Origin of the sequence: Allobosea sp. (genome assembly GCF_051860145.1) — a bacterium.
In the GTDB taxonomy this organism is placed as follows: Bacteria; Pseudomonadota; Alphaproteobacteria; order Rhizobiales; family Beijerinckiaceae; genus Allobosea.
The window spans coordinates 1-21,769 of the sequence record NZ_JBHYEM010000015.1 but is presented as its reverse complement, the minus strand read 5'-3'; the positions used below and the strand labels follow the sequence as shown (position 1 = coordinate 21,769).

Here is a 21,769-nt window from a genome sequence, read left to right as displayed (position 1 = left end):
ACCTTACTGAACAGCCAGCATCGCCGTTTTCGCGGCGGTGAGTGCGGCTTGATAGTTCTTGATGAGATGTTCGGTCGGCGCGGCGAAGGCGTCGAGGATCGTGCCGGGCGCGATGCCGTACCAGATCGTCAGCAGCACCAGCGGCGCCAGGATCAGCATCTCGCGGCGGTTGAGATCGGTGATGGTCTTCAGTTCCGGCTTGACCATTTCGCCGAAGATGACGCGGCGATAGAGCCAGAGCGCGTAGGCGGCCGAGAGGATGACGCCCGAGGTGGCGAAGAAGGCGACCCAGGGATTGGCCTTGAAGGCGCCGACCAGAGTCAGGAACTCGCCGACGAAACCGGCCGTGCCGGGCAGCCCGACATTGGCCATGGTGAAGACCATGAAGGCGACCGCGTAGAGCGGCATCCGGTTCACCAGCCCGCCATAGGCGGCGATCTCGCGGGTATGCATCCGGTCGTAGATGACGCCGACGCAGAGGAAGAGCGCGCCCGAGACCAGGCCGTGGCTCATCATCTGGAACATCGCGCCCTGGATGCCCTGCGGCGTCAGGGTGAAGAGCCCCATGGTGACGAAGCCCATATGCGCCACCGACGAGTAGGCGATCAGCTTCTTGATGTCCTCCTGCATCAGCGCCACCAGCGAGGTGTAGACGATGGCGATGACGGAGAGCGCGAAGACCAGCGGCGCGAAGAGCTGCGAGGCTTCGGGGAACATCGGGATCGAGAAACGGATGAAACCGTAGCCGCCCATCTTCAGCAGGATCGCGGCGAGGATCACCGAGCCGGCGGTCGGAGCCTCCACATGCGCGTCCGGCAGCCAGGTATGGACCGGCCACATCGGCATCTTCACCGCGAAGGAGGCGAAGAAGGCGAGCCAGAGCCAGGGCTGCATGCCCGACGGGAAATGATGGGTCAGCAGCGTCGGAATGTCGGTGGTGCCGGCGTTCCAGTACATCGCCATCAGCGCGAGCAGCATCAGCACCGAGCCTAGCAGCGTGTAGAGGAAGAACTTGTAGGAGGCGTAGACGCGGCGCTTGCCGCCCCAGATCCCGATGATCAGGAACATCGGGATCAGGCCGGCCTCGAAGAACAGGTAGAACAGCACGAGGTCGAGCGCGACGAAGACGCCGATCATCAGCGTCTCGAGCACCAGGAACGCGACCATGTATTCGCGCACCCGCTTCTCGACCGAGGTCCAGGAGGCGAGGATGCAGAACGGCATCAGGAAGGCCGTCAGCACCACGAAGGGGAAGGAGAAGCCGTCGACGCCGAGCTTGAACTTGATCGCGTCGGAGACCCAGCCATGGGTCTCGACCATCTGAAAGGCCGGATTGGCCGGGTCGAACCGCCCCCAGGCGACGCAGGCCAGGGCGAAGGTGAAGATCGTCGTGGCGAGCGCCATGTAGCGCGCGTTCGAGTTGACCGAAGCCTCGTCGCCGCGCAGCGCCAGGATGAGCGCCGCGCCGGCGAGCGGCACGATCAGAAGACCCGTGAGGATGCCGAAACCCAAATACATCATCTCACCCGCGAGTCAGCAGATACCAGGTCACCAGGCCCGCGACGCCGATCAGCATGGCGAAGGCGTAGTGATAGACGAAACCGGTCTGAAGCCGGACGACGCGATTGGTGACGTCGACCACCCGGGCCGAGATGCCGTCAGGGCCCAGGCCGTCGATGACGAGGCCGTCGCCCTTCTTCCAGAGGAAACGCCCGAGCCACTTCGCCGGCCGCACGAACAGGAAGTCGTAGATCTCGTCGAAATACCACTTGTTGAGCAGGAAGCGGTACAGGACCGGGTTCGCCGCGGCGAGCCTGCCCGGCACGTCCGGGCGCAGCACGTACATGTAGAATGCCAGCGCGAAGCCGATCAGCATCGCCACGAAGGGCGACCAGACCACCCATTTCGGCACCTCGTGCATGGCGTGCAGGATGTGGTTGTCCTTGCCCGTGAAGAGCGCGGCCTTCCAGAACTGCTCGTAGTCGTGGCCGATGAAGGCCTCCTTGAACAGGTAGCCGGCCGCGACCGCGCCGAGCGAGAGCACGGCGAGCGGCACCAGCATCGTCAGCGGGCTCTCATGCGGCTTGTGCTCGTGATGGCCGTGATCGTCATGGCCGTGGTCATCATGGGCATGCGCAGCATGGGCATGATCGCCCGCCGCATGCGCGGCGTGAGCATGATCGTCGTGGCCATGCCCGTCATGACCATGACCGGCCCAGCGCGGCTGGCCCTCGAAGGTCATGAAATACAGCCGCCAGGAATAGAACGAGGTCATGCAGGCGGCGATCACCAGCAGCGCGAAGGCATAGTCGGTGGCGAAGCCGTGCTTGGCCGCGAAGGCGCTCTCGATGATCGCGTCCTTCGAGAAATAACCGGCGAAGAGCGGAAAGCCGGTCAGGGCGAGCGTACCGATCGTCATCGCCGCCGCGGTCAGCGGAATATGCTTCCTGAGGCCACCCATCTTCCGCATGTCCTGCTCGTGATGCATCGCGTGGATGACCGAGCCGGCGCCCAGGAACAGCAGCGCCTTGAAGAACGCGTGGGTGAAGAGGTGGAAGATGCCGGCCGAATAGGCGCCGACGCCGAGCGCGACGAACATGTAGCCAAGCTGCGAGCAGGTCGAATAGGCGATGACGCGCTTGATGTCGTTCTGGACCAGGCCGACGGTGGCGGCAAAGAAGGCGGTCGTCGCGCCAATCACGACGACGACGGTCAGCGCCACGGGCGCGTATTCGAAGATCGGCGACAGGCGCGCCACCATGAAGACGCCGGCGGTGACCATTGTCGCGGCATGGATCAGCGCCGAGACCGGGGTCGGCCCTTCCATCGCGTCCGGCAGCCAGGTGTGCAGCAGGAACTGCGCCGACTTGCCCATCGCGCCCATGAAGAGCAGCAGGCAGGTCAGGGTCAGCGCGTTCCACTCATAGCCGAGGAAGCGGAAGGTCTGGGTGACGAGTTCGCCCGCCCTCGGGAAGATGCCGTCGAAGGCGACCGAGCCGAACAGCACGAAGACCAGGAAGATGCCGAGCGAGAAGCCGAAATCGCCGACGCGGTTGACGACGAAGGCCTTGATCGCGGCCGCGTTGGCCGAAGGCTTCTGGTACCAGAAGCCGATCAGCAGATAGGAGGCGAGGCCGACGCCCTCCCAGCCGAAGAACATCTGGACCAGGTTGTCCGACGTCACCAGCATCAGCATGGCGAAGGTGAAGAGCGAGAGATAGGCGAAGAAGCGCGGCCGGTGCGGATCCTCGTGCATGTAGCCGATCGAGTAGAGATGCACGAGCGAGGAGACCGTGTTGACGACGATCAGCATCACCGCCGTCAGCGTGTCGATCCGGAAGGCCCAGTCGACGCGCAGGTCGGCGGAGGCGAGCCAGGTCGCGACCTGGATCCGCGTCGTGCCCGGGCCGAAGCCGACATTGAAGAAGGCGATCCAGGACAGGACGGCCGAGACCATCAGCAGCGAGGTGGTGACGATCTCCGAGGCGCGCGCGCCGATCAGCCGGCCAAAGATGCCGGCGATCAGGAAGCCGAGGAGCGGGAGGAAGACGATCGCGTGATACATGGCAGCTAGCACGGCGCGCGAGCGCGCTCAGCCTTTCATCATGTTGATGTCTTCCACCGCGATCGTGCCGCGGTTGCGGAAGTAGACGACGAGAATGGCGAGGCCGATGGCGGCTTCCGCCGCCGCGACCGTCAGCACCAGGAGCGCGAAGACCTGGCCGACGATGTCGTTCAGGAAGGACGAGAAGGCGACGAAGTTGATGTTGACCGAGAGCAGGATGAGCTCGATCGACATCAGGATGACGATGACGTTCTTGCGGTTGATGAAGATGCCGAGCACGCCGAGCGTGAACAGGATCGCGCCGACCGCGAGGTAGTGTCCAAGGCCGATCATCAGACGGTCTCCTCCGGCAGGCCGGCGCGGGACGGCACCTTGCGGACCTCCATCGCGGTCTCCTTGGTGCGCGCGTTCTGCGCCGGGATGTTCTGGCGCTTGACGCCGGGACGGTCGCGCAGGGTCAGCACGATCGCGCCGATCATGGCGACGAGCAGGACGAGCCCGGCCGCCTGGAAATAGTAGATGTACTGGGTGTAGAGCACCTGGCCGAGCGCCTCGGTGTTGCTGACATTGGCCGGGATCGCCGCAACCGGCGCCCTGACGATCTGCGGGTCGATGACCCAGGCGCCGACGACGAGCAGCAACTCGACCGCGAAGATCAGCCCGACCAGCGCGCCGACCGGCAGGTAGTTCAGGAAGCCCTGGCGGAACTCGGCGAAATCCACGTCGAGCATCATCACGACGAAGAGGAAGAGCACCGCGACCGCCCCGACATAGACCACGATCAGCAGCATCGCGAGGAACTCGGCCCCGAGCAGCAGGAACAGGCCCGCCGCATTGACGAAGGCGAGGATCAGGAACAGCACCGAATGAACGGGGTTGCGCGAGGACACCACCATGAACGCCGAAGCGATGGTGATGCCTGAAAACAGATAGAAGAAAGCCGCGGCGGCATTCATCTCGGTCAGCCCTTCCGCCCTTGCGGGCGGCCCTCGTTGTTCGTCACGCCGCGAGTCGAAACCCGGCGCAGTTTTGAGCGTCTATAGTCAGCACCACGCCGAGCGACAACCGCGCGACGGTGGCACCCCTCAGCGATACGGCGCATCCATCGCGATATTGCGGGCGATCTCGCGCTCCCAGCGGTCGCCATTCGCGAGCAGCTTGGCCTTGTCGTAGTAGAGTTCCTCGCGCGTCTCGGTCGCGAACTCGAAATTCGGCCCCTCGACGATGGCGTCGACCGGGCATGCTTCCTGGCAGAAGCCGCAATAGATGCACTTCACCATGTCGATGTCGTAGCGCGTCGTGCGGCGCGTGCCGTCGTTGCGACGCGGCCCGGCCTCGATGGTGATGGCCTGCGCCGGGCAGATCGCCTCGCAGAGCTTGCAGGCGATGCAGCGCTCCTCGCCATTGGGATAGCGGCGCAAGGCGTGCTCGCCCCGGAAGCGCGGCGAGAGCACACCCTTCTCGAAGGGATAGTTCAGCGTCGCCTTCGGCTTGAAGAAATAGCGCATCGACAGGACGAACGCGCCGACGAACTCCTTGAGGAGCAGCCCCTTGGCGGCTTGCGCGAGTGACATCGCTCTCATTCCCTCTTCACAAGCTCAGCCGAACAGCATGCGGCCGAGCACGTAACCCAGAATGGGGAAGAACCCCATGGTGCCGACGAGCAGGACGTTTCTGAACAGCCGGATGCGCCGTTCGTAATCGTCCTTCTCCTCGCGTGTCGTCGACTTGTCCGTCCGGCGCAGGGCGCGCTCGACGAGACCGCCGACGATCTTGTAGTCGATCCACCCCAGAACCAGCCCGATGCCAGCACCGGCCAGTCCCGCGGTGGAGAATTCCATCAGCGCACCGGCCCCCAGCCGGTGATCTGCAGCACGGCCGCCACGACGACGACCGAGGCCAGCGAGAGCGGCAGGAAGACCTTCCAGCCCAGCCGCATCAGCTGGTCGTAGCGGTAGCGCGGCACGAAGGCCTTCACCATCGCGAACATGAAGAAGACCATGCAGATCTTGAGCACGAACCAGAACACGCCCGGCAGCCAGGTGAAGGGCGCGATCGGGAACGGCGGCAGCCAGCCGCCGAGGAACAGGATCGTGGTCAGCGAGCACATGGTCATGATCGCCACGTATTCGCCGAGCATGAACAGCAGGTACGGGGTCGAGGAATACTCGACCATGAAACCGGCGACGAGCTCCGATTCCGCCTCGGGCAGGTCGAAAGGCGGCCGGTTCGTCTCGGCCAGCGCCGAGATGAAGAAGACCACGAACATCGGGAAGAGCGGCAGCCAGTACCAGCCGAACAGGCCGGCATTGGAGTTCTGCGCCTCGACGATGGCCGAGAGGTTCAGCGAGCCGACGCAGAGCAGCACGCAAATGATCACGAAGCCGATCGAGACCTCGTAGGACACCATCTGCGCCGCCGAGCGCAGCGCGCCGAGAAACGGATATTTCGAGTTCGAGGCCCAGCCGCCCATGATCACGCCATAGACGCCGAGCGAGGAGATCGCGAAAATATAGAGGATGCCGACATTGATGTCGGCGATCGCCCAGCCTTCCGCGACGGGAATGACCGCCCAAGCCGCGAGCGAGAGCACGCAGGACACCAGCGGCGCCAGCAGGAAGACGCCCTTGTTCGAGCTCGACGGGACGATCGGCTCCTTGAAGACGAATTTCAGCAGGTCGGCAAAGCTCTGGAACAGCCCGAACGGCCCGACCACGTTGGGGCCACGCCGGAGCTGAACCGCCGCCCAGATCTTGCGGTCGGCGAGCAGGATGAAGGCGATGAAGACCAAGAGGCAGACCAGCAAGAGCAGGCTCTTGCCGAGCATGATCGCGAGATCGAGGACGATATCCCAGTTCATCGAGCCTTACTCCGCCGCCTGCCGCATCCGGCCGGAGGCCAGCGCCGAGCATTCCGCCATCACGGCCGAGGCGCGCGCGATCGGGTTGGTCTGGTAGAAATCCGCGACCGGCGAGGCGAAGCCGGCCTTGTCGGTCTTGCCGCCGAGGCCGGCGAGCGCGCCGAGCGGGGCAGTATCGGCCGCCGGCAGCGTATCGAGGCCAGCGAAATGCGGATGTGCCGCATAGAGCGCCTGGCGCAAAGCCGCGAGCGAGTCGAAGGGCAAGGTCTGGCCGAGCACGGCCGAGAGCGCCCGCAGGACCGCCCAGTCCTCGCGGGCATCGCCCAGCGGGAACGTGGCGCGGTCGGTCATCTGCACCCTGCCCTCGGTGTTCACATAGGTGCCGGACTTTTCCGTATAGGCAGCGCCCGGCAGGATGACGTCGGCGCGGTGTGCGCCCTTGTCGCCATGCGTGCCCTGATAGATCACGAAGGCGCCAGCCGGCACCTCGACCTCGTCGGCACCGAGCAGGAACAGGATGTCGAGCGCGCCCGGCTGGACCATGCCGGCGACGTCGAGCCCACCCTCACCCGGCACGAAGCCGAGATCGAGCGCGCCGACGCGAGCGGCCGCCGTATGCAGCACGCCAAAGCCGTTCCAGCCCTCCTTGACGGCGCCGAGTACCTGCGCCGCCTTGGCGGCAAGCGACAGGACGGCCTCGCCGTCGGCACGCGCAAGAGCGCCCTGCCCGACCAGGACCATCGGCCGCTCGCCCGCGGCCGGCGCGCGCTTGATCACGTCGGCGAGGGTTTCGGGCCCGGCGCCGAGATAGTCGTAGGCATAGGTCAGGTCGGCCTGCTCGCCGATCAGCGAGATCTTGAAGTCGCCGCGCAGCCAGCGCTTGCGGATGCGCGTGTTGACGATCGGGCCTTCCTTGCGTGGATTGGCGCCGATGATCAGCAGCGAGGTCGCGTCCTCGATCCCGGCAATGCCGGAATTGAGGAGATAGCTGGCGCGGCCATGTTTCGGATGCAGCTTCGTGCCGTCCTGCCGGGCGTCGAGATTGGCGCTGCCGAGCGAGCCGATCAGGCTCTTGAGCGCGAAGATCTCCTCGACGGCGGCAAGATCGCCGGCGATCGCGCCGATGCGCTCGGGGCTAGCCGCCTGCACCTTGGACGCGATCAGCGCAAAAGCCTCGTTCCAGCTCGCGGGCTTCAGCGACCCGTTCGCGCGGATATAGGGTCGGTCGAGCCGCTGCGTGCGCAGGCCGTCGACGATGTGGCGGGTCTTGTCGGAGATCCACTCCTCGTTCACCGCCTCGTTGACGCGCGGCAGGATGCGCATCACCTCGCGGCCGCGGGAATCGACGCGAATGGCCGAGCCGACCGCGTCCATCACGTCGATCGACTCGGTCTTGGTCAGCTCCCAGGGCCTAGCCTTGTTCTGGTAGGGCTTCGAGGTCAGCGCGCCGACCGGGCAGAGATCGACGACATTGCCCTGGAGTTCCGAGCCCATCGCCTGCTCGAGATAGGTCGTGATCTCCATGTCCTCGCCGCGGCCGATGGCGCCGAGATCGGTGGCGCCAGCGACTTCGGTGGTGAAGCGGACACAGCGCGTGCAGTGGATGCAGCGCGTCATCTCGGTCTTGACCAGCGGGCCGATATATTTGTCCTCGACCGCGCGCTTGTTCTCGGCATAGCGGGAATTGTCCACGCCATAGGCCATGGCCTGGTCCTGCAGGTCGCATTCGCCGCCCTGGTCACAGATCGGGCAGTCGAGCGGGTGGTTGATGAGCAGGAACTCCATCACCCCTTCGCGCGCCTTCTTGACCATCGGCGACTTGGTCGAGACCACCGGCGGCTCGCCGTTCGGGCCCGGGCGCAGGTCGCGCACGCCGATCGCGCAGGAGGCCTGCGGCTTCGGCGGCCCGCCCTTCACCTCGACCAGGCACATGCGGCAATTGCCGGCGATCGAGAGCCGCTCGTGGAAGCAGAAGCGCGGCACCTCGGCGCCAGCCGCCTCGCAGGCCTGCAGCACGGTGTATTCCGGCGGAACGTCGACTTCGATGCCGTCGATGAGGAGTTTGGTCATGCCTGTTTTGCCTCGTGACCCGCAGTCCAGAAGTCCAGCAGGTCGGTCACAAGAATCCCGTCAATCGTCATGCCTTCCATGCGGCCGGCCGTGATCGTGGCGCCCGCAAGATTGGCCTTGTCGATACGCAGTCCCGACAGGTTCACGTTGTGCACCCGCCAGCCCGACATGTTGAGATCGTCAAAGGAGCAGCCAGCCAAATTCACGTTGTGATACGCGCCGCCGGACAGGTTGACGTTCTCGAACGTGCCGCCCGACATGTTCACGTCGTCGAACACGGACCCGGAAATATCCGCGCCGCGAACCTCCAGCCGATGTTTCTGGCCTTCGATCCTCATCGCGCTCACTCCGCCGCCATCAGCCGCACCGGCTCTGAATGCGGGTTGGCGGCATAATCGTCGATGCGCTTCTCGATCTCGGGGCGGAAATGCGCGATCAGGCCCTGGATCGGCCAGGCGGCGGCGTCGCCGAGCGCGCAGATCGTGTGGCCCTCGACCTGCTTGGTGACGTCGAGCAGCATGTCGATCTCGCGCTTCTGCGCCCTGCCCTCGGCCATGCGGTTGAGCACCCGCCACATCCAGCCCGTGCCCTCGCGGCAGGGCGTGCACTGGCCGCAGCTCTCATGCTTGTAGAAATAGCTGATGCGGGCGATGGCGCGGACGATGTCGGTCGACTTGTCCATCACGATCACGGCCGCCGTGCCGAGGCCGGATTTCAGCTTCGAGAGCGAGTCGAAATCCATCGGCGTGTCGATGATCTGCTCGGCCGGCACCATGCGCACCGAGGAGCCGCCGGGAATGACGGCGAGCAGGTTGTCCCAGCCGCCGCGGACGCCGCCGCAATGGCGGTCGATCAGCTCGCGGAAGGGGATGCCCATCACCTCCTCGACATTGCACGGCTTGTTCACATGGCCCGAGACGCAGAACAGTTTTGTGCCGACATTGTTCGGGTTGCCGAGCGAGGAGAACCAGCTCGCGCCGCGGCGCAGGATGGTCGGCGCGACCGCGATCGACTCGACGTTGTTGACCGTGGTCGGGCAGCCATAGAGGCCGACATTGGCCGGGAAAGGCGGCTTCAGCCGCGGCATGCCCTTCTTGCCCTCGAGGCTCTCCAGCAGCGCCGTCTCCTCGCCGCAGATATAGGCGCCGGCGCCGTGATGCACATAGAGATCAAAGGGATAGCCGTGCTTGTTGTTCTTGCCGATGAGGTTCGCCTCATAGGCCTCGTCGACGGCGCGCTGCAGCGCCTCGCGCTCGCGGACATATTCGCCGCGAATGTAGATATAGGCCGCGTTCGCGCCCATGGCGAAGGAGGCGATCAGGCAGCCCTCGACCAGCGTATGCGGGTCGTTGCGCATGATCTCGCGGTCCTTGCAGGTGCCGGGCTCCGATTCGTCGGCATTGACGACGAGATAGCTCGGCCGCCCGTCGCTCTGCTTGGGCATGAAGGACCATTTCAGCCCGGTCGGGAAGCCGGCGCCGCCGCGCCCGCGCAGGCCGGACTTCTTCATCTCGTCGATGATCCAGTCCTTGCCCTGCTCGAGCAGGAACTTGGTGCCGTCCCAGGCACCGCGCTGCATGGCGCCCTTCAGCCCGGCATCATGCAGGCCGTAGAGATTGGTGAAGATGCGGTCGCGATCAGCAAGCATCGTTTTCGCCTCACTTCACCGGCTTGTCGCCGAGGGCCGATTGCGGCCGCCAGCCTGTCGCGAGCTTCTTCGATTGCGAGATCCAGTCGTCACGCGTGGCGCGGCCCTTGAAGCCGGTCAGGCGGGAATCGACCCAGGCGAGCTCGGCCTGCGACCATTTCGCGATCTGGTCGTAGTGCCAGACGCCCATTTCGTTCAGCATCTTCGCGAGCGCGGGCCCGACGCCCCAGATCAGCTCGAGATCATCCGGAGCATTGTTGCGTGCCGCGGTCAGGAGCTCGGGCTTGGATTCGGCCGTGCCGGCAGGCGCCTGCGCTGCCCGCGCTGGAGCCTTGGCGGCGGGCGTTTTGGTGACAGCACTCGCGGCAGAGGGGGCCTTGGCGGCGGAGACCTTAGCGGCTGGCGTGGTTGCGGCCGGCTTGGGTCCACTGTCCTTTATGGCCTTGCTCGTCGCAGAGGGCGTGTCCTGCGCGGCGCTGGCCGGCTGCTTCGGCTCGGACGGCGTTGGCCGCCCTGGCGCAGCAGCCTCGGGGGCCGGCGCGGCCTTGGTGTCGGTCGGCCCGGCCTTGCCGGTCGCGGCGGCGGCTTCGGCTTCCGCCTTGGCCCTGGCTTCGGCCGCTGCCTTCTCGCTCGCGACCTTGATCGCGGCCTCGCGCTGTTCGGTGACGCGCTTCTGCCAGTTGCCGGCGCCGATCATCGAGCCGTCATAGAGCGCCTTGTCCTTCAGCGTCTCGCCGCCGCCGAGCGGCTCGGAGCCGGAGCGCTCGACCTGCGGGCCGGGCTTGGTCGGCCGGCCATGGCGCAGATCGTCGAGCAGGGTGCGGAAATTCTCCGGCGTCAGGTCCTCGTAATAGTCGAAATTGATCTGCGCCATCGGGGCATTGCAGCAGGCCCCCAGGCACTCGACCTCGAGCCAGGAGAGCTTGCCGTCGGCGCTCACGGTCGATTGTGGGCCGATGACGTCCTCGCAGACCTTCTTCAAGGCTTCCGCGCCGCGCAGCGCGCAGGGCGTCGTGCCGCAGAGCTGGATATAGTGCTCGCCGACCGGCTGGAGGTTGAACATGGTGTAGAAGGTCGCGATCTCCAGCACCCGGATCGGCGCCATGGCGAGCTTCTTCGCGACGGCCTCGATCGCGGCGCGCGGCACCCAGCCGTGATGCTGCTCCTGCGCTTTCCACAAGAGCGGGATCACGGCCGAAGCCTGCCGGCCTTCCGGATATTTGGCGATCTGCTCGTCGGCCCAGTTCTCGTTCGCCGCGGAGAAGGCGAAGGAGGCAGGCTGGACGTGATCGGGCGCGAGACGACGGACGGACATATCAGTTCTCTCTCGACGTCATGCTCGGGCTTGTCCCGAGCATCCACGTCTTTGCAACATCGGCCACGCTCAAGACGTGGATGGTCGGCACAAGGCCGACCATGACGGGTCGAGCGATCATCACCGATCGACCTCCCCGAAGACGATATCCAGCGAACCCAGGATCGCGCTGACATCCGCCAGCATGTGCTTGCGGCACATGAAATCCATGGCCTGGAGATGGGCGAAGCCCGGCGCCTTGATCTTGCAGCGATAGGGCTTGTTGGTGCCGTCGGAGACGAGATAGACGCCGAACTCGCCCTTGGGCGCCTCGACCGCGGCATAGACCTCGCCGGCCGGCACCTTGTAGCCCTCGGTATAGAGCTTGAAATGGTGGATCAGCGCTTCCATCGAGCGCTTCATCTCGCCGCGCTTGGGCGGCACCATCTTGCCGTCGAGCGAGGAAACCGGACCGCCGCCGTCAGTCGCCAGCAGCTTCTCGCAGCACTGCTTCATGATGCGGACCGACTGGCGCATCTCTTCCATGCGGATGCAGTAGCGATCGTAGCAGTCGCCGTTCTTGCCGATCGGAATGTCGAATTCCAGCTCCTCGTAGCACTCGTAGGGCTGGCTCTTGCGCAGGTCCCAGGCGGCGCCCGAGCCGCGCACCATCACGCCCGAAAAACCCCATTTCCAGCAGGTGTCGAGATCGACGACGCCGATATCGACATTGCGCTGCTTGAAGATGCGGTTGTCGGTGAGCAGGGTTTCGAGGTCGTCGCAGACCTTGAGGAACGGATCACACCATTCGGCAATGTCGTGGATCAGCGAGAGCGGCAGATCCTGGTGGACGCCGCCCGGCCGGACATAGGCCGCGTGCATGCGTGAGCCGCTCGCACGCTCATAGAAGATCATCAGTTTTTCGCGCTCCTCGAAGCCCCACAAGGGCGGTGTCAGCGCGCCGACATCCATCGCCTGCGTGGTGACGTTGAGGATATGCGAGAGGATGCGGCCGATCTCGGAATAGAGCACGCGAATGAGCTGGCCGCGGCGCGGAACCGTGATGCCCATCAGCTTCTCGACCGCGAGCGAATAGGCATGCTCCTGGTTCATCGGCGCGACATAGTCGAGCCGGTCGAAATAGGGCAGTGCCTGCAGATAGGTCTTGGCCTCGATCAGCTTCTCGGTGCCGCGATGGAGCAGGCCGATATGCGGGTCGACGCGCTCGACGATCTCGCCGTCGAGCTCAAGCACCAGGCGCAGCACGCCATGCGCCGCCGGGTGCTGCGGGCCGAAATTGATCGAGAAATTGCGGATGTTGTGTTCGGTCATGCCTTGCCCGCCATTTTCGCCTCGAAGGCGGCGATCACCTCGGCGCCGGTCTTTCGCGGCCGGTCGCCGGCGAAGGCGTAGGCCCCGGGCTTCTCGTCGATGAAGATCTCCTCGACGAAGGGGAACGGCGTCACGTCGTCGAAGCTCTGGAAGGCGATGGCGACATGGCCGCTCTCGTCGCCCTGGAGGCGCCAGAACAGGCTGGCGCCGCATTCCCTGCAGAACTGCCGCTCGGCCCATTCCGACGAGACGTAGCGGCCGAGCGCGCGCTCGTCCTCGATCACGAGTTCGTTGCACGACACGGACATCAAGACGCCACCGCTCCATTTGCGGCACATGCGGCAATGGCAGACGTCCATCTCAAGCTTCTCGGGAACGGCCGTGAAACGCACCGCGCCGCACAGGCATCCGCCGGAGATCCGGTGATTTCCAGCCATCGCCTCAGCCCGCCTTCGCCTTCTCGTCGCCGGGCAGCACGTAGTCGGTGCCTTCCCAGGGCGAGAGGAAATCGAAATTGCGGAACTCCTGGTTGAGCTTCACCGGCTCGTAGACCACGCGCTTCTGCTCGTCGTCATAGCGGACCTCGACGAAGCCGGTGAGCGGGAAGTCCTTGCGCAGCGGATAGCCCTCGAAACCGTAATCGGTGAGGATGCGGCGCAGATCAGGGTGCCCCGTGAACAGGATGCCGTAAAAATCATAGGCCTCGCGCTCGAACCAGTTGGCGGCCGGGAAGACCTCGATCACGGAGGGAACCGGCATCGCCTCGTCGGTCCGGACCTTGACGCGGACGCGGTGGTTATGGCGCGGCGAGAGCAGGTGGTAGACCACGTCGAAGCGCTTCTCCCGCTCCGGGTAATCGGCGCCGGCGAGATCGGTGAAATTGACGAAGCGGAAGCGCGGATCGTCGCGCAGCACCGTCAGCACCTGCACGATCGACGCCGCCTCGGCCTCGACCGTCAGCTCTTCAAAGGCGACGACGGCATTCGTGACCGCGCCAGGCAGCGCCGCCTTGATCTGTTCGCCGAGTGTTACGAGCGCTTCGCTCATCGCATCATCCTTCGAGCATCACGTGGTGATGCGTCACCTTGTCGTCGTAGCCCAGCAGCACCTTCGCCGCCGCCGGCTCGACCACTGCGGCATCGAGATCGGGCGCAGCGAAGGCGGCGACCGAATCCATCGACTGCCAACGCGTCTGCACCGTGACGAGCACCTCGCCGCCAACCGTGGAGTTGAGCAGCGTCACGCCGGCAAAGCCGGGCAGCGCCTTGAGCTGCGGCAGGACCGAGCCCTCGAGATGCTCGCGATAGGCGAGCGCCCCCTCGGGCGTCGCCCGCGCGCACCATTGCCGGACGACCATGGCGGCAGCCGCCGTCACCGTTCGATCGTCCCCGTGCGGCGAATCTTCTTCTGCAGCAGCAGAACGCCGTAGAGCAGCGCTTCCGCGGTCGGCGGGCAGCCCGGCACATAGATGTCGATCGGCACGATGCGGTCGCAGCCGCGCACGACGGAATAGCTGTAGTGATAATAGCCGCCGCCATTGGCGCAGGAGCCCATCGAGATGACGTAGCGCGGCTCCGGCATCTGGTCGTAGACCTTGCGGAGCGCGGGGGCCATCTTGTTGGTCAGCGTGCCGGCGACGATCATCACGTCCGACTGGCGCGGTGAGGCGCGCGGCGCGAAGCCGAAACGCTCGACATCGTAGCGCGGCATCGAGAGCTGCATCATCTCGACGGCGCAGCAGGCGAGGCCGAAGGTCATCCACATCAGCGAGCCGGTGCGCGACCAGTTGATCAGGTCGTCCGTCGCGGTGACGAGGAAGCCCTTGTCGGCCAGCTCGTTGTTGATCTCGACGAAGAAGGGATCGCGGGCGCCGACGGGCTTGCCGTCCGGCCCGAGCAAGCCCCGGGGCGCGGGCGCGACGAGCGGGTCGCCGCGGTCGATCGCTGTGGTTGCCATCATTCTACCCTTGTGAACCCGTTCCTGTCAGATAGGTCGCGAATCCGCGCTCTGCGACCGGACAGTTAGTCCCACTCCAGCGCACCCTTGCGCCACTCGTAGACGAAACCGACGGTGAGGACGCCCAGGAAGATCATCATCGACCAGAAACCATACCAGCCGAGCCCCCCGAACGCGACCGCCCAGGGAAACAGGAAGGCGACCTCGAGATCGAAGATGATGAACAGGATGGCGACCAGATAGAACCGGACGTCGAACTTCATGCGGGCGTCGTCGAAGGCGTTGAAGCCGCATTCGTAAGCCGAGAGCTTTTCGGGATCCGGCTTGGAATAGGCGACCGCGAAGGGCGCGATCAGCAAGGCGAGGCCAATGACGAGCGAGACGCCGATGAAGATCGCCAGCGGCAGGTAGTCGCTCAGCAAGGACGATACCGGTAATGCTTGCATGACAACCTCGCTTCGCAGGCGCCGGCCCGCGGCGCACGCATCGGCAGTCGATTAGCCCCTGCTTTAGAATCCTGCAAGGGTTTGCCGCGTCGCACAATCGCGTCATTGGGATGAGCCTGACGCATTGCAGGGATTTTTGCCCGGGAATCGCCATTTCCGACTGGCTGCGGAAGACGCGTCACGGCAAGATGGCCCGAATCGACGCAATCGGCTGGATTCGCCGACCCGGAGCGATGCTGATGGCCCGACATCTTCGATCCCTTGCGATGCTGGCGGCCCTGACTGCGCTACCGTTGACGGCCAGCAACGCGCCGGCCGAGAGCCTCGACCTGACCCGCGCCACCTGCGCCGACTTCATGACGATGAGCGGCGAAGACCAGGATCAGCTCTCGCTCTGGCTCGCGGGCTATTTCGCAGGCGGAGCGCAGCGCCCCCTGATCGACACCGAGAAGGTCACCGCCGCCCCGGCCGCCCTGCGCACGCTCTGCGGGAAGTCGCCTGAGCTTCCGCTCGTGGGCGCCGAGACGCGCGCCGTGATCATGCCGCCGCCGGCGCCGTGAGGATGCCGCCAGCCGCTCCTCTCCCCGTCATGATCCACTCACGAGCCGCCGGCCGCCGGCAGGTGTCCTGGCCGCTGCTGGTGCTTGCCCTCAGCCTCGGGGCAGCCGAGGCGGCGGCTCAGGGCGAGACGATGCGGGCGCCCCTGCCGCCCGAGCGGCCCTACGACCTCGACCTGCCCTCGAAGCAGGCGGCGCCCGCGATCATCGTCCCCCCTCCCGCCCCTGCCCCGGCAGCCCCGCCGGGACCGAACTCGCCTGCCGTTTCCGAGCCGGAGGAAGAGGGCGAGGGACCGGAATGGCCCAAGCTCACGCCCGGCCAGAAAGCCGGAGCGGAGCCGGCCTTCGACCCGAACGAGAAAGCCGAGAAGCCCGGCATCACCACCGACCCCGGCACCTCGGTCGCCTGCCTGCCGGAGAGGCTCAAGCTGATTCTCGGCAAGATCGTCGACAAATACGGGGCGGTGAAGGTGACCTCGACCTGGCGCCCGCCCTGGCGGGCGCGGCGCGGCTCCTATCACAAGCGCTGCGAGGCGATGGATTTCCGCGTGCCGGGCGTGCGGCCGCGCACCGTGCTCGACTATGCCCGCGCACTGCCCGAGGTCGGCGGCCACAAGGTCTACTGGAACGGGCTGATCCATATCGACACCGGCCCGCGCCGCCCCTGGTGACGGCGCGACGATAGCAGCCTGGCCAAACCGCTTCGAAATCCACAGGCGGCCCATAGGCTCTGAGTTGGCCACCCAGATCGCCCGGCCACCGAAGACGATCATCAACGTCGAACAACCCCGGTATCTGATTGTCCTTCCCTTCCAAGCCGGTGCATCACGGAAGAGGTTCATGATTCATCGGAAATTCGAAGATCAATAGAAACAGTTCCCATCAAGTAGTGAAATTAATATAAGCATCTATATTTACCGTTCTATATAGTTAAGTTCAGTATCTATTTGCTGAGAGCGGCCCGCTCGCGATCACTTCCTGTTTCTCAATCATCAGAGACAGGAACTCGATGCATCCTTCCAAGCCCCTCACCTTGCCGGCCGCACTGGACCGCGTGACACTTCTGGATAATGGCCAGACGGTCATCCGGCACATTCGCAACCCGGGGCGGAAGAGCGATACGCTCGTTGTCACCTTCGCCGAAATGCTGATGAACGACCCGTCAAAGGCGGGATTTGGAGAGGATTTCTTGCTGAAGGCAGGGTATGATCTCATCATCGTTCAAAAACGGTCAGAGAATTGGTATCAGGACCTGAAGGTCGAAGATTTCTCCAGCGCCGTTTCCGGCATTGCGGCGGAATATAGCGACGTTGTCTGTTATGGCATCAGCATGGGGGCCTTTGCCGCGCTGTATTTCGGCGGCGCCATCAATGCCTCGATTCTCGCGCTGAGCCCCTTGTGTTCGATCCATCCGCGGTATCCGCAGCTTGGGGGGCGGGAATATCGGAAGCATGTGGTCGCCACGCAGTGCGATCTAGCCCAGGCTCCCAAATCCCAGCAGCCCGTCTTCATCGTCTTCGACCAGCGGCTCCAGCTGGATGCCTTCTATATGGGCTCGGAAGTGGTGCCGGCCTTTCCCAATGCCACGATCGCAGCGGCCCCCGGGGCAGGTCATCCCGTGTCGCGGTGCCTCAATGGCATGGGCCTGCTCCGTCCGCTGGTGCTCGACTTCATTCAGGACCGCAGGACGCCGAACATTGCCGCGGCGCTGCGCCCGAAACGCGCAAGCTCGACCATCTGGCTGACGAATCTCGGTGATCGCTGTGCTCGGCGGAAGCGCTTTACCGCTGCCTTGTCGCTCTATGAGAAGGCTATCGGCCTGGCGCCCGATCCGGCTGCCACCATCGCGAAACGCGACGCCCTCATAAAGGCGCGCGAGTCGGCCCAAGGGCATTCGCCAAGCGCGGAACTCCCATAATCCCAAGGCACCGCACGACGTTGGCGCGGGTCGGCAAAGGGTGGGCAAGCCGAGAGAACAAAACCCGTCGGAAGGTGTACACGGTGCCGGCCGGGGATTTGTAACGGAAGAAGGATCGCTTGATGCAAATCCTTGAAATATATGGCGCGGGCGACGGGGCTCGAACCCGCGACCTCCGGCGTGACAGGCCGGCACTCTAACCAACTGAGCTACGCCCGCGCAGGGCGGCTGCGGCCTCGGCCGTCAGCGGGGTTCGGATTATGGCGCTGGGCCGGAAGTGTCAAGCGCGTGACGGCGACAAAGTGACAGTTCCACATAATCCGGTCGACCAGTCGCGCTGCCTGCCTGCATTGCTGCGCAACTCAGGCGCGACAGCCTGCGCCTGCAGGCCAAGGCTGGTGGGCGATGACGGGCTCGAACCGCCGACCCTCTCGGTGTAAACGAGATGCTCTACCAACTGAGCTAATCGCCCTAGAGCACGCGCCGATCAGATTGCGAAGCAATCCGATCGGACCACGCGTTCTCTAATAATAGCTTAGAGCCGGATCCGATCAGGTTGATCCAGCCTGATCGGATCCGGCTCTATCGCAGCGGTTTAAGGCGAAGCAGCCGCGCCAGCAAGCCTTGTTCAGTCTGCCAGGCCTTCTTAGCCCTGCAAAGAAGAAGGACCGGCAGCAGCGCTGCCGGCCCTCTTGTCGTTCAGAGACGTCTGGCGCGCCGTCAGTGCGCGACGAGACCGCCCGCCGCATCGTCTTCCGCGCCCTTCGGGCGGACCGCCGAGAGGTCCTCCTCCCAGACGATCGGCACCGGCTGGCGCATCAGCGCGTGCTGAAGCACCTGGTCCATGCGCGAGACCGGGACGATCTCCATCCCGCTCTTCACGGACTTGGGCAGATCGACCAGGTCCTTGGCGTTGTCCTCCGGGATCAGCACCTTCTTGATGCCGCCCCGCAGGGCCGCCAGCAGCTTCTCCTTGAGGCCGCCGATCGGCAGCACCCTGCCCCGCAGCGTGACCTCGCCGGTCATGGCCAGATCGCGGCGCGTCGGGATGCCGGTCAGGATCGAGACGATCGTGGTCGCCATCGCGATGCCGGCCGACGGGCCGTCCTTCGGGGTCGCCCCTTCGGGAACGTGGACGTGGATGTCGCGCCGGTCGAAGAGCGGCGGCTCGATGCCGAAATCGATGGCGCGCGAGCGGACATAGGACGCCGCCGCCGAGATCGATTCCTTCATCACATCCTTGAGGTTGCCCGTGACCGTCATCTTGCCCTTGCCGGGCATCATGACGCCTTCGATCGTCAGCAACTCGCCGCCGACCTCGGTCCAGGCCAGCCCGGTGACGACACCGACCTGATCCTCCGTCTCTGCTTCGCCGTAGCGGAACCGCGGCGGGCCGAGATACTCCTCGAGCACCGGCGTGGTGACCGCGACCTTCTTCTTCTTGGTCAGCACGATGTCCTTCACCGCCTTGCGGACGGTGTTGGAGAGCTCGCGCTCGAGGTTGCGGACGCCGGCCTCGCGCGTATAGCGCCGGATCAGCGTCATCAGGGCCTCGTCGTCGATCGACCATTCCTTGGATTCGAGCCCGTGCTTCTTGATCGCGCCCGGAATCAGGTGGCGGCGCGCGATCTCGAGCTTCTCTTCCTCGGTGTAGCCGGCGATGCGAATGACCTCCATCCGGTCCAGCAGGGCCGGCGGGATGTTCAGCGTGTTGGCCGTGGTCACGAACATCACATTCGAGAGGTCGTAATCGACCTCCAGGTAGTGGTCGTTGAAGGTCGAGTTCTGCTCGGGATCGAGCACCTCCAGCAGGGCCGCCGACGGATCGCCGCGGAAGTCCTGGCCCATCTTGTCGATCTCGTCGAGCAGGATGAGCGGGTTGGCGGTCTTCGCCTTCTTCATCGACTGGATGATCTTGCCGGGCATCGAGCCGATATAGGTGCGCCGGTGGCCGCGGATCTCGGCCTCGTCACGCACGCCGCCGAGCGCCATGCGCACGAACTCGCGGCCGGTCGCCCTGGCGATCGACTTGCCGAGCGAGGTCTTGCCGACGCCGGGAGGGCCGACGAGGCACAGGATCGGGCCGGCGAGCCGGTTGGCGCGCTGCTGCACGGCGAGATATTCGACGATGCGGTCCTTGACCTTGTCGAGGCCGTAATGATCATCGTCGAGCACGCCCTGGGCGACAGAGAGGTCCTTCTTGATCTTGGACTTCTTGCCCCACGGAATGCCGAGCATCCAGTCGAGATAGTTGCGGACGACGGTCGCCTCGGCCGACATCGGCGACATCTGACGGAGCTTCTTCATCTCCGCCATCGCCTTGTCGCGGGCTTCCTTGGAGAGCTTCGTCGCGGCGATGCGCTCCTCCAGCTCGGCCAGCTCGTCGCGGCCTTCCTCGCCGTCGCCGAGCTCCTTCTGGATCGCCTTCATCTGCTCGTTGAGATAATACTCGCGCTGGGTCTTCTCCATCTGGCGCTTGACGCGCGAGCGGATGCGCTTCTCGACCTGGAGCACCGACATCTCGCTTTCCATCAGCGAGAGCACCTTCTCCAGCCGGTGCGCGACATTGACGATCTCGAGCACGGCCTGGCGGTCGGCGATCTTGACCGCGAGATGCGAGGCGACCGTGTCGGCGAGCTTCGAAGGCTCGTCGATCTGCGAGACGGCGGCGACGATCTCGGGCGAGATCTTCTTGTTGAGCTTCACGTAGCTCTCGAACTCGCTGACGACCGAGCGACCGAGCGCCTCGATCTCGACCTTCTTGCCCTCTTCCTCGGCGAGCGCCACGGCCTCGGCCTGATAGAAGGCCTCGTCGGCGACGTAAGCGGTCGCCTCGGCACGGCCGACGCCCTCGACAAGGACCTTCACGGTCGAGTCGGGCAGTTTCAGAAGCTGCAGCACGCGTGCGAGCGTGCCGATTTCATAGATGTCCTTGGTCGCCGGATCGTCGTCGCCGGCATTCTTCTGCGTGGCGAGCAGGATCAGGCCGTCGGACTTGACCACTTCCTCAAGGGCGCGGATGGACTTCTCGCGTCCGACGAAGAGCGGAACGATCATATGCGGAAAAACGACGATGTCGCGCAGGGGGAGAACCGGATAGGTGCCGGTCTCGCCAGGGACGAAAGGAGCGCGGGGCGCCGAGCCAGTCATGACGTATCCTTTGTGGTTGCGCCCGGCGAACCCCCTGATGGGCGGAACGATCGGACGTAAGCGGTGGGGCGACCATTCGCCCACCCGCCCCCGCGGGCCACGCCCTCGACAGGCGCGCGACTCTCGCAGGTGCAGCTAAAGTGGAGACTTCCGCGCCGGCTTTCAAGCAACCCTGCCGCGTCGTCCCATGCTGGATTGTCGCGAATGCGAGCAGAACGTGTCCAGCACGCCTCCCAAACGCAAAACGCGCGCCAACCGGCGCGCGTTCACGAAAGCGTATTGCTGCGCCGATCAGGCCGAGGCCGATTTGGTCTCCTCGTCGCGCTCCGCGTAGATGAAGAGCGGACGCGACTTGGTCTCGACGGCCTCCGGACCGATCACGACCTGCTCGACGCCTTCCAGCCCCGGCAGCTCGTACATCGTCTCGAGCAGGATGCTCTCCATGATCGAGCGCAGGCCGCGCGCGCCGGTCTTGCGCTCGATCGCCTTGCGCGCGATCAGGCTGACCGCCTCGTCGGTGAAGGTGAGCTCGGTATCCTCCATCTCGAACAGGCGCTGGTACTGCTTCACAAGCGCGTTCTTGGGCTCGGTCAGGATGGTCTTGAGCGCCGCCTCGTCGAGATCCTCGAGCGTCGCCAGCACCGGCAGGCGTCCGACGAATTCGGGGATCAGGCCGAATTTCAGCAGATCCTCAGGCTCGACCTCACGGAAAATCGCGCCGGTGCGGCGGTCGTCCGGCGCCTTCACCGTCGCGCCGAAGCCGATCGAGGTGCCCTTGCCGCGGCTCGAGATGATCTTGTCCAGCCCGGCGAAGGCGCCGCCGCAGATGAACAGGATGTTGGTGGTGTCGACCTGCAGGAATTCCTGCTGCGGATGCTTGCGCCCGCCCTGCGGCGGCACGGAGGCGACGGTGCCTTCCATGATCTTGAGCAGCGCCTGCTGGACGCCCTCGCCCGAGACGTCGCGGGTGATC

Annotated in this window: 22 protein-coding genes and 2 tRNA genes; 3 read left to right on the top strand and 21 right to left on the bottom strand. The window is 65.0% G+C overall.

Going from position 1 to position 21,769, the window contains the following annotated elements:
* Positions 1–3: 3 nt before the first annotated feature.
* The 17 genes from ACTIF2_RS20645 to ACTIF2_RS20565 form a co-directional block, all read right to left on the bottom strand.
* Positions 4–1,518 carry an NADH-quinone oxidoreductase subunit M gene (locus ACTIF2_RS20645; RefSeq protein WP_439499076.1) on the bottom strand — a complete coding sequence of 505 codons (1,515 nt, stop codon included), beginning with the start codon at positions 1,516–1,518 and terminating at the stop codon, positions 4–6.
* Positions 1,519–1,522: 4 nt separating this feature from the next.
* Positions 1,523–3,565 carry an NADH-quinone oxidoreductase subunit L gene (gene nuoL, locus ACTIF2_RS20640; RefSeq protein ID WP_439498995.1) on the bottom strand — a complete coding sequence of 681 codons (2,043 nt, stop codon included), beginning with the start codon at positions 3,563–3,565 and terminating at the stop codon, positions 1,523–1,525.
* A gap of 27 nt (positions 3,566–3,592) precedes the next feature.
* On the bottom strand, positions 3,593–3,901 hold the full coding sequence (nuoK, locus tag ACTIF2_RS20635) for an NADH-quinone oxidoreductase subunit NuoK (RefSeq protein WP_110491227.1): 309 nt from the start codon (positions 3,899–3,901) through the stop codon (positions 3,593–3,595).
* On the bottom strand, positions 3,898–4,521 hold the full coding sequence (locus ACTIF2_RS20630) for an NADH-quinone oxidoreductase subunit J (protein WP_439498994.1): 624 nt from the start codon (positions 4,519–4,521) through the stop codon (positions 3,898–3,900). Before ACTIF2_RS20630 ends, nuoK begins: the two co-directional genes overlap by 4 nt.
* A 129-nt stretch (positions 4,522–4,650) precedes the next feature.
* Positions 4,651–5,139, bottom strand: coding sequence for an NADH-quinone oxidoreductase subunit NuoI (gene nuoI / locus ACTIF2_RS20625; protein ID WP_439498993.1), 489 nt, complete (start codon positions 5,137–5,139; stop codon positions 4,651–4,653).
* Between the two features lie 24 nt (positions 5,140–5,163).
* Positions 5,164–5,406, bottom strand: a complete 243-nt coding sequence (locus ACTIF2_RS20620; RefSeq protein WP_439498992.1) for a hypothetical protein — start codon at positions 5,404–5,406, stop codon at positions 5,164–5,166.
* A complete protein-coding gene (nuoH, locus tag ACTIF2_RS20615) occupies positions 5,406–6,425 on the bottom strand; it encodes an NADH-quinone oxidoreductase subunit NuoH (protein WP_439498991.1) in 1,020 nt (339 codons plus the stop codon). Before nuoH ends, ACTIF2_RS20620 begins: the two co-directional genes overlap by 1 nt.
* A gap of 6 nt (positions 6,426–6,431) precedes the next feature.
* Positions 6,432–8,495, bottom strand: coding sequence for an NADH-quinone oxidoreductase subunit NuoG (nuoG, locus tag ACTIF2_RS20610; protein ID WP_439498990.1), 2,064 nt, complete (start codon positions 8,493–8,495; stop codon positions 6,432–6,434).
* A complete protein-coding gene (locus ACTIF2_RS20605; RefSeq protein ID WP_439498989.1) occupies positions 8,492–8,833 on the bottom strand; it encodes a pentapeptide repeat-containing protein in 342 nt (113 codons plus the stop codon). Before ACTIF2_RS20605 ends, nuoG begins: the two co-directional genes overlap by 4 nt.
* Positions 8,834–8,838: 5 nt before the next feature.
* On the bottom strand, positions 8,839–10,143 hold the full coding sequence (nuoF, locus tag ACTIF2_RS20600) for an NADH-quinone oxidoreductase subunit NuoF (protein ID WP_439498988.1): 1,305 nt from the start codon (positions 10,141–10,143) through the stop codon (positions 8,839–8,841).
* Positions 10,144–10,153: 10 nt separating this feature from the next.
* Positions 10,154–11,458, bottom strand: a complete 1,305-nt coding sequence (gene nuoE / locus ACTIF2_RS20595) for an NADH-quinone oxidoreductase subunit NuoE (protein WP_439498987.1) — start codon at positions 11,456–11,458, stop codon at positions 10,154–10,156.
* A 120-nt stretch (positions 11,459–11,578) separates the two neighbouring features.
* Positions 11,579–12,769 (bottom strand): NADH-quinone oxidoreductase subunit D, encoded by a 1,191-nt coding sequence (locus ACTIF2_RS20590; protein WP_439498986.1) that lies wholly within the window; start codon positions 12,767–12,769, stop codon positions 11,579–11,581.
* Positions 12,766–13,206 carry a GFA family protein gene (locus tag ACTIF2_RS20585; RefSeq protein ID WP_439498985.1) on the bottom strand — a complete coding sequence of 147 codons (441 nt, stop codon included), beginning with the start codon at positions 13,204–13,206 and terminating at the stop codon, positions 12,766–12,768. Before ACTIF2_RS20585 ends, ACTIF2_RS20590 begins: the two co-directional genes overlap by 4 nt.
* Positions 13,207–13,210: 4 nt before the next feature.
* Positions 13,211–13,816 carry an NADH-quinone oxidoreductase subunit C gene (locus ACTIF2_RS20580; RefSeq protein WP_439498984.1) on the bottom strand — a complete coding sequence of 202 codons (606 nt, stop codon included), beginning with the start codon at positions 13,814–13,816 and terminating at the stop codon, positions 13,211–13,213.
* Positions 13,817–13,820: 4 nt separating this feature from the next.
* Positions 13,821–14,144: a hypothetical protein gene (locus tag ACTIF2_RS20575; protein WP_439498983.1), complete on the bottom strand. Its 324-nt coding sequence runs from the start codon at positions 14,142–14,144 to the stop codon at positions 13,821–13,823.
* On the bottom strand, positions 14,141–14,725 hold the full coding sequence (locus ACTIF2_RS20570; RefSeq protein WP_439499075.1) for a NuoB/complex I 20 kDa subunit family protein: 585 nt from the start codon (positions 14,723–14,725) through the stop codon (positions 14,141–14,143). Before ACTIF2_RS20570 ends, ACTIF2_RS20575 begins: the two co-directional genes overlap by 4 nt.
* A 65-nt stretch (positions 14,726–14,790) precedes the next feature.
* Positions 14,791–15,171, bottom strand: a complete 381-nt coding sequence (locus ACTIF2_RS20565; protein ID WP_439498982.1) for an NADH-quinone oxidoreductase subunit A — start codon at positions 15,169–15,171, stop codon at positions 14,791–14,793.
* A 239-nt stretch (positions 15,172–15,410) separates the two neighbouring features.
* Here ACTIF2_RS20565 and ACTIF2_RS20560 point away from each other — a divergent pair, with 239 nt between their 5' ends.
* The 3 genes from ACTIF2_RS20560 (at position 15,411) to ACTIF2_RS20550 (ending at position 17,646) form a co-directional block, all read left to right on the top strand.
* Positions 15,411–15,731, top strand: a complete 321-nt coding sequence (locus ACTIF2_RS20560) for an HdeA/HdeB family chaperone (protein WP_439498981.1) — start codon at positions 15,411–15,413, stop codon at positions 15,729–15,731.
* Positions 15,732–15,793: 62 nt separating this feature from the next.
* Positions 15,794–16,399 carry a YcbK family protein gene (locus ACTIF2_RS20555; RefSeq protein WP_439498980.1) on the top strand — a complete coding sequence of 202 codons (606 nt, stop codon included), beginning with the start codon at positions 15,794–15,796 and terminating at the stop codon, positions 16,397–16,399.
* A gap of 338 nt (positions 16,400–16,737) precedes the next feature.
* A complete protein-coding gene (locus ACTIF2_RS20550) occupies positions 16,738–17,646 on the top strand; it encodes a hypothetical protein (RefSeq protein ID WP_439498979.1) in 909 nt (302 codons plus the stop codon).
* A gap of 142 nt (positions 17,647–17,788) precedes the next feature.
* On the opposite strand, the gene ACTIF2_RS20545 is transcribed toward ACTIF2_RS20550, so the two are convergent.
* From ACTIF2_RS20545 to ACTIF2_RS20530, 4 genes are all read right to left on the bottom strand, one after another.
* A tRNA-Asp gene (locus tag ACTIF2_RS20545) sits at positions 17,789–17,865 on the bottom strand.
* 177 nt (positions 17,866–18,042) lie between these two features.
* Positions 18,043–18,118, bottom strand: a tRNA-Val gene (locus ACTIF2_RS20540).
* Between the two features lie 248 nt (positions 18,119–18,366).
* Complete coding sequence (gene lon, locus ACTIF2_RS20535) at positions 18,367–20,796, bottom strand: endopeptidase La (RefSeq protein ID WP_439498978.1); 2,430 nt, start codon at positions 20,794–20,796, stop codon at positions 18,367–18,369.
* Between the two features lie 291 nt (positions 20,797–21,087).
* On the bottom strand, positions 21,088–21,769 hold a 682-nt coding region (locus tag ACTIF2_RS20530; RefSeq protein ID WP_439498977.1), incomplete at its 5' end, for an AAA family ATPase.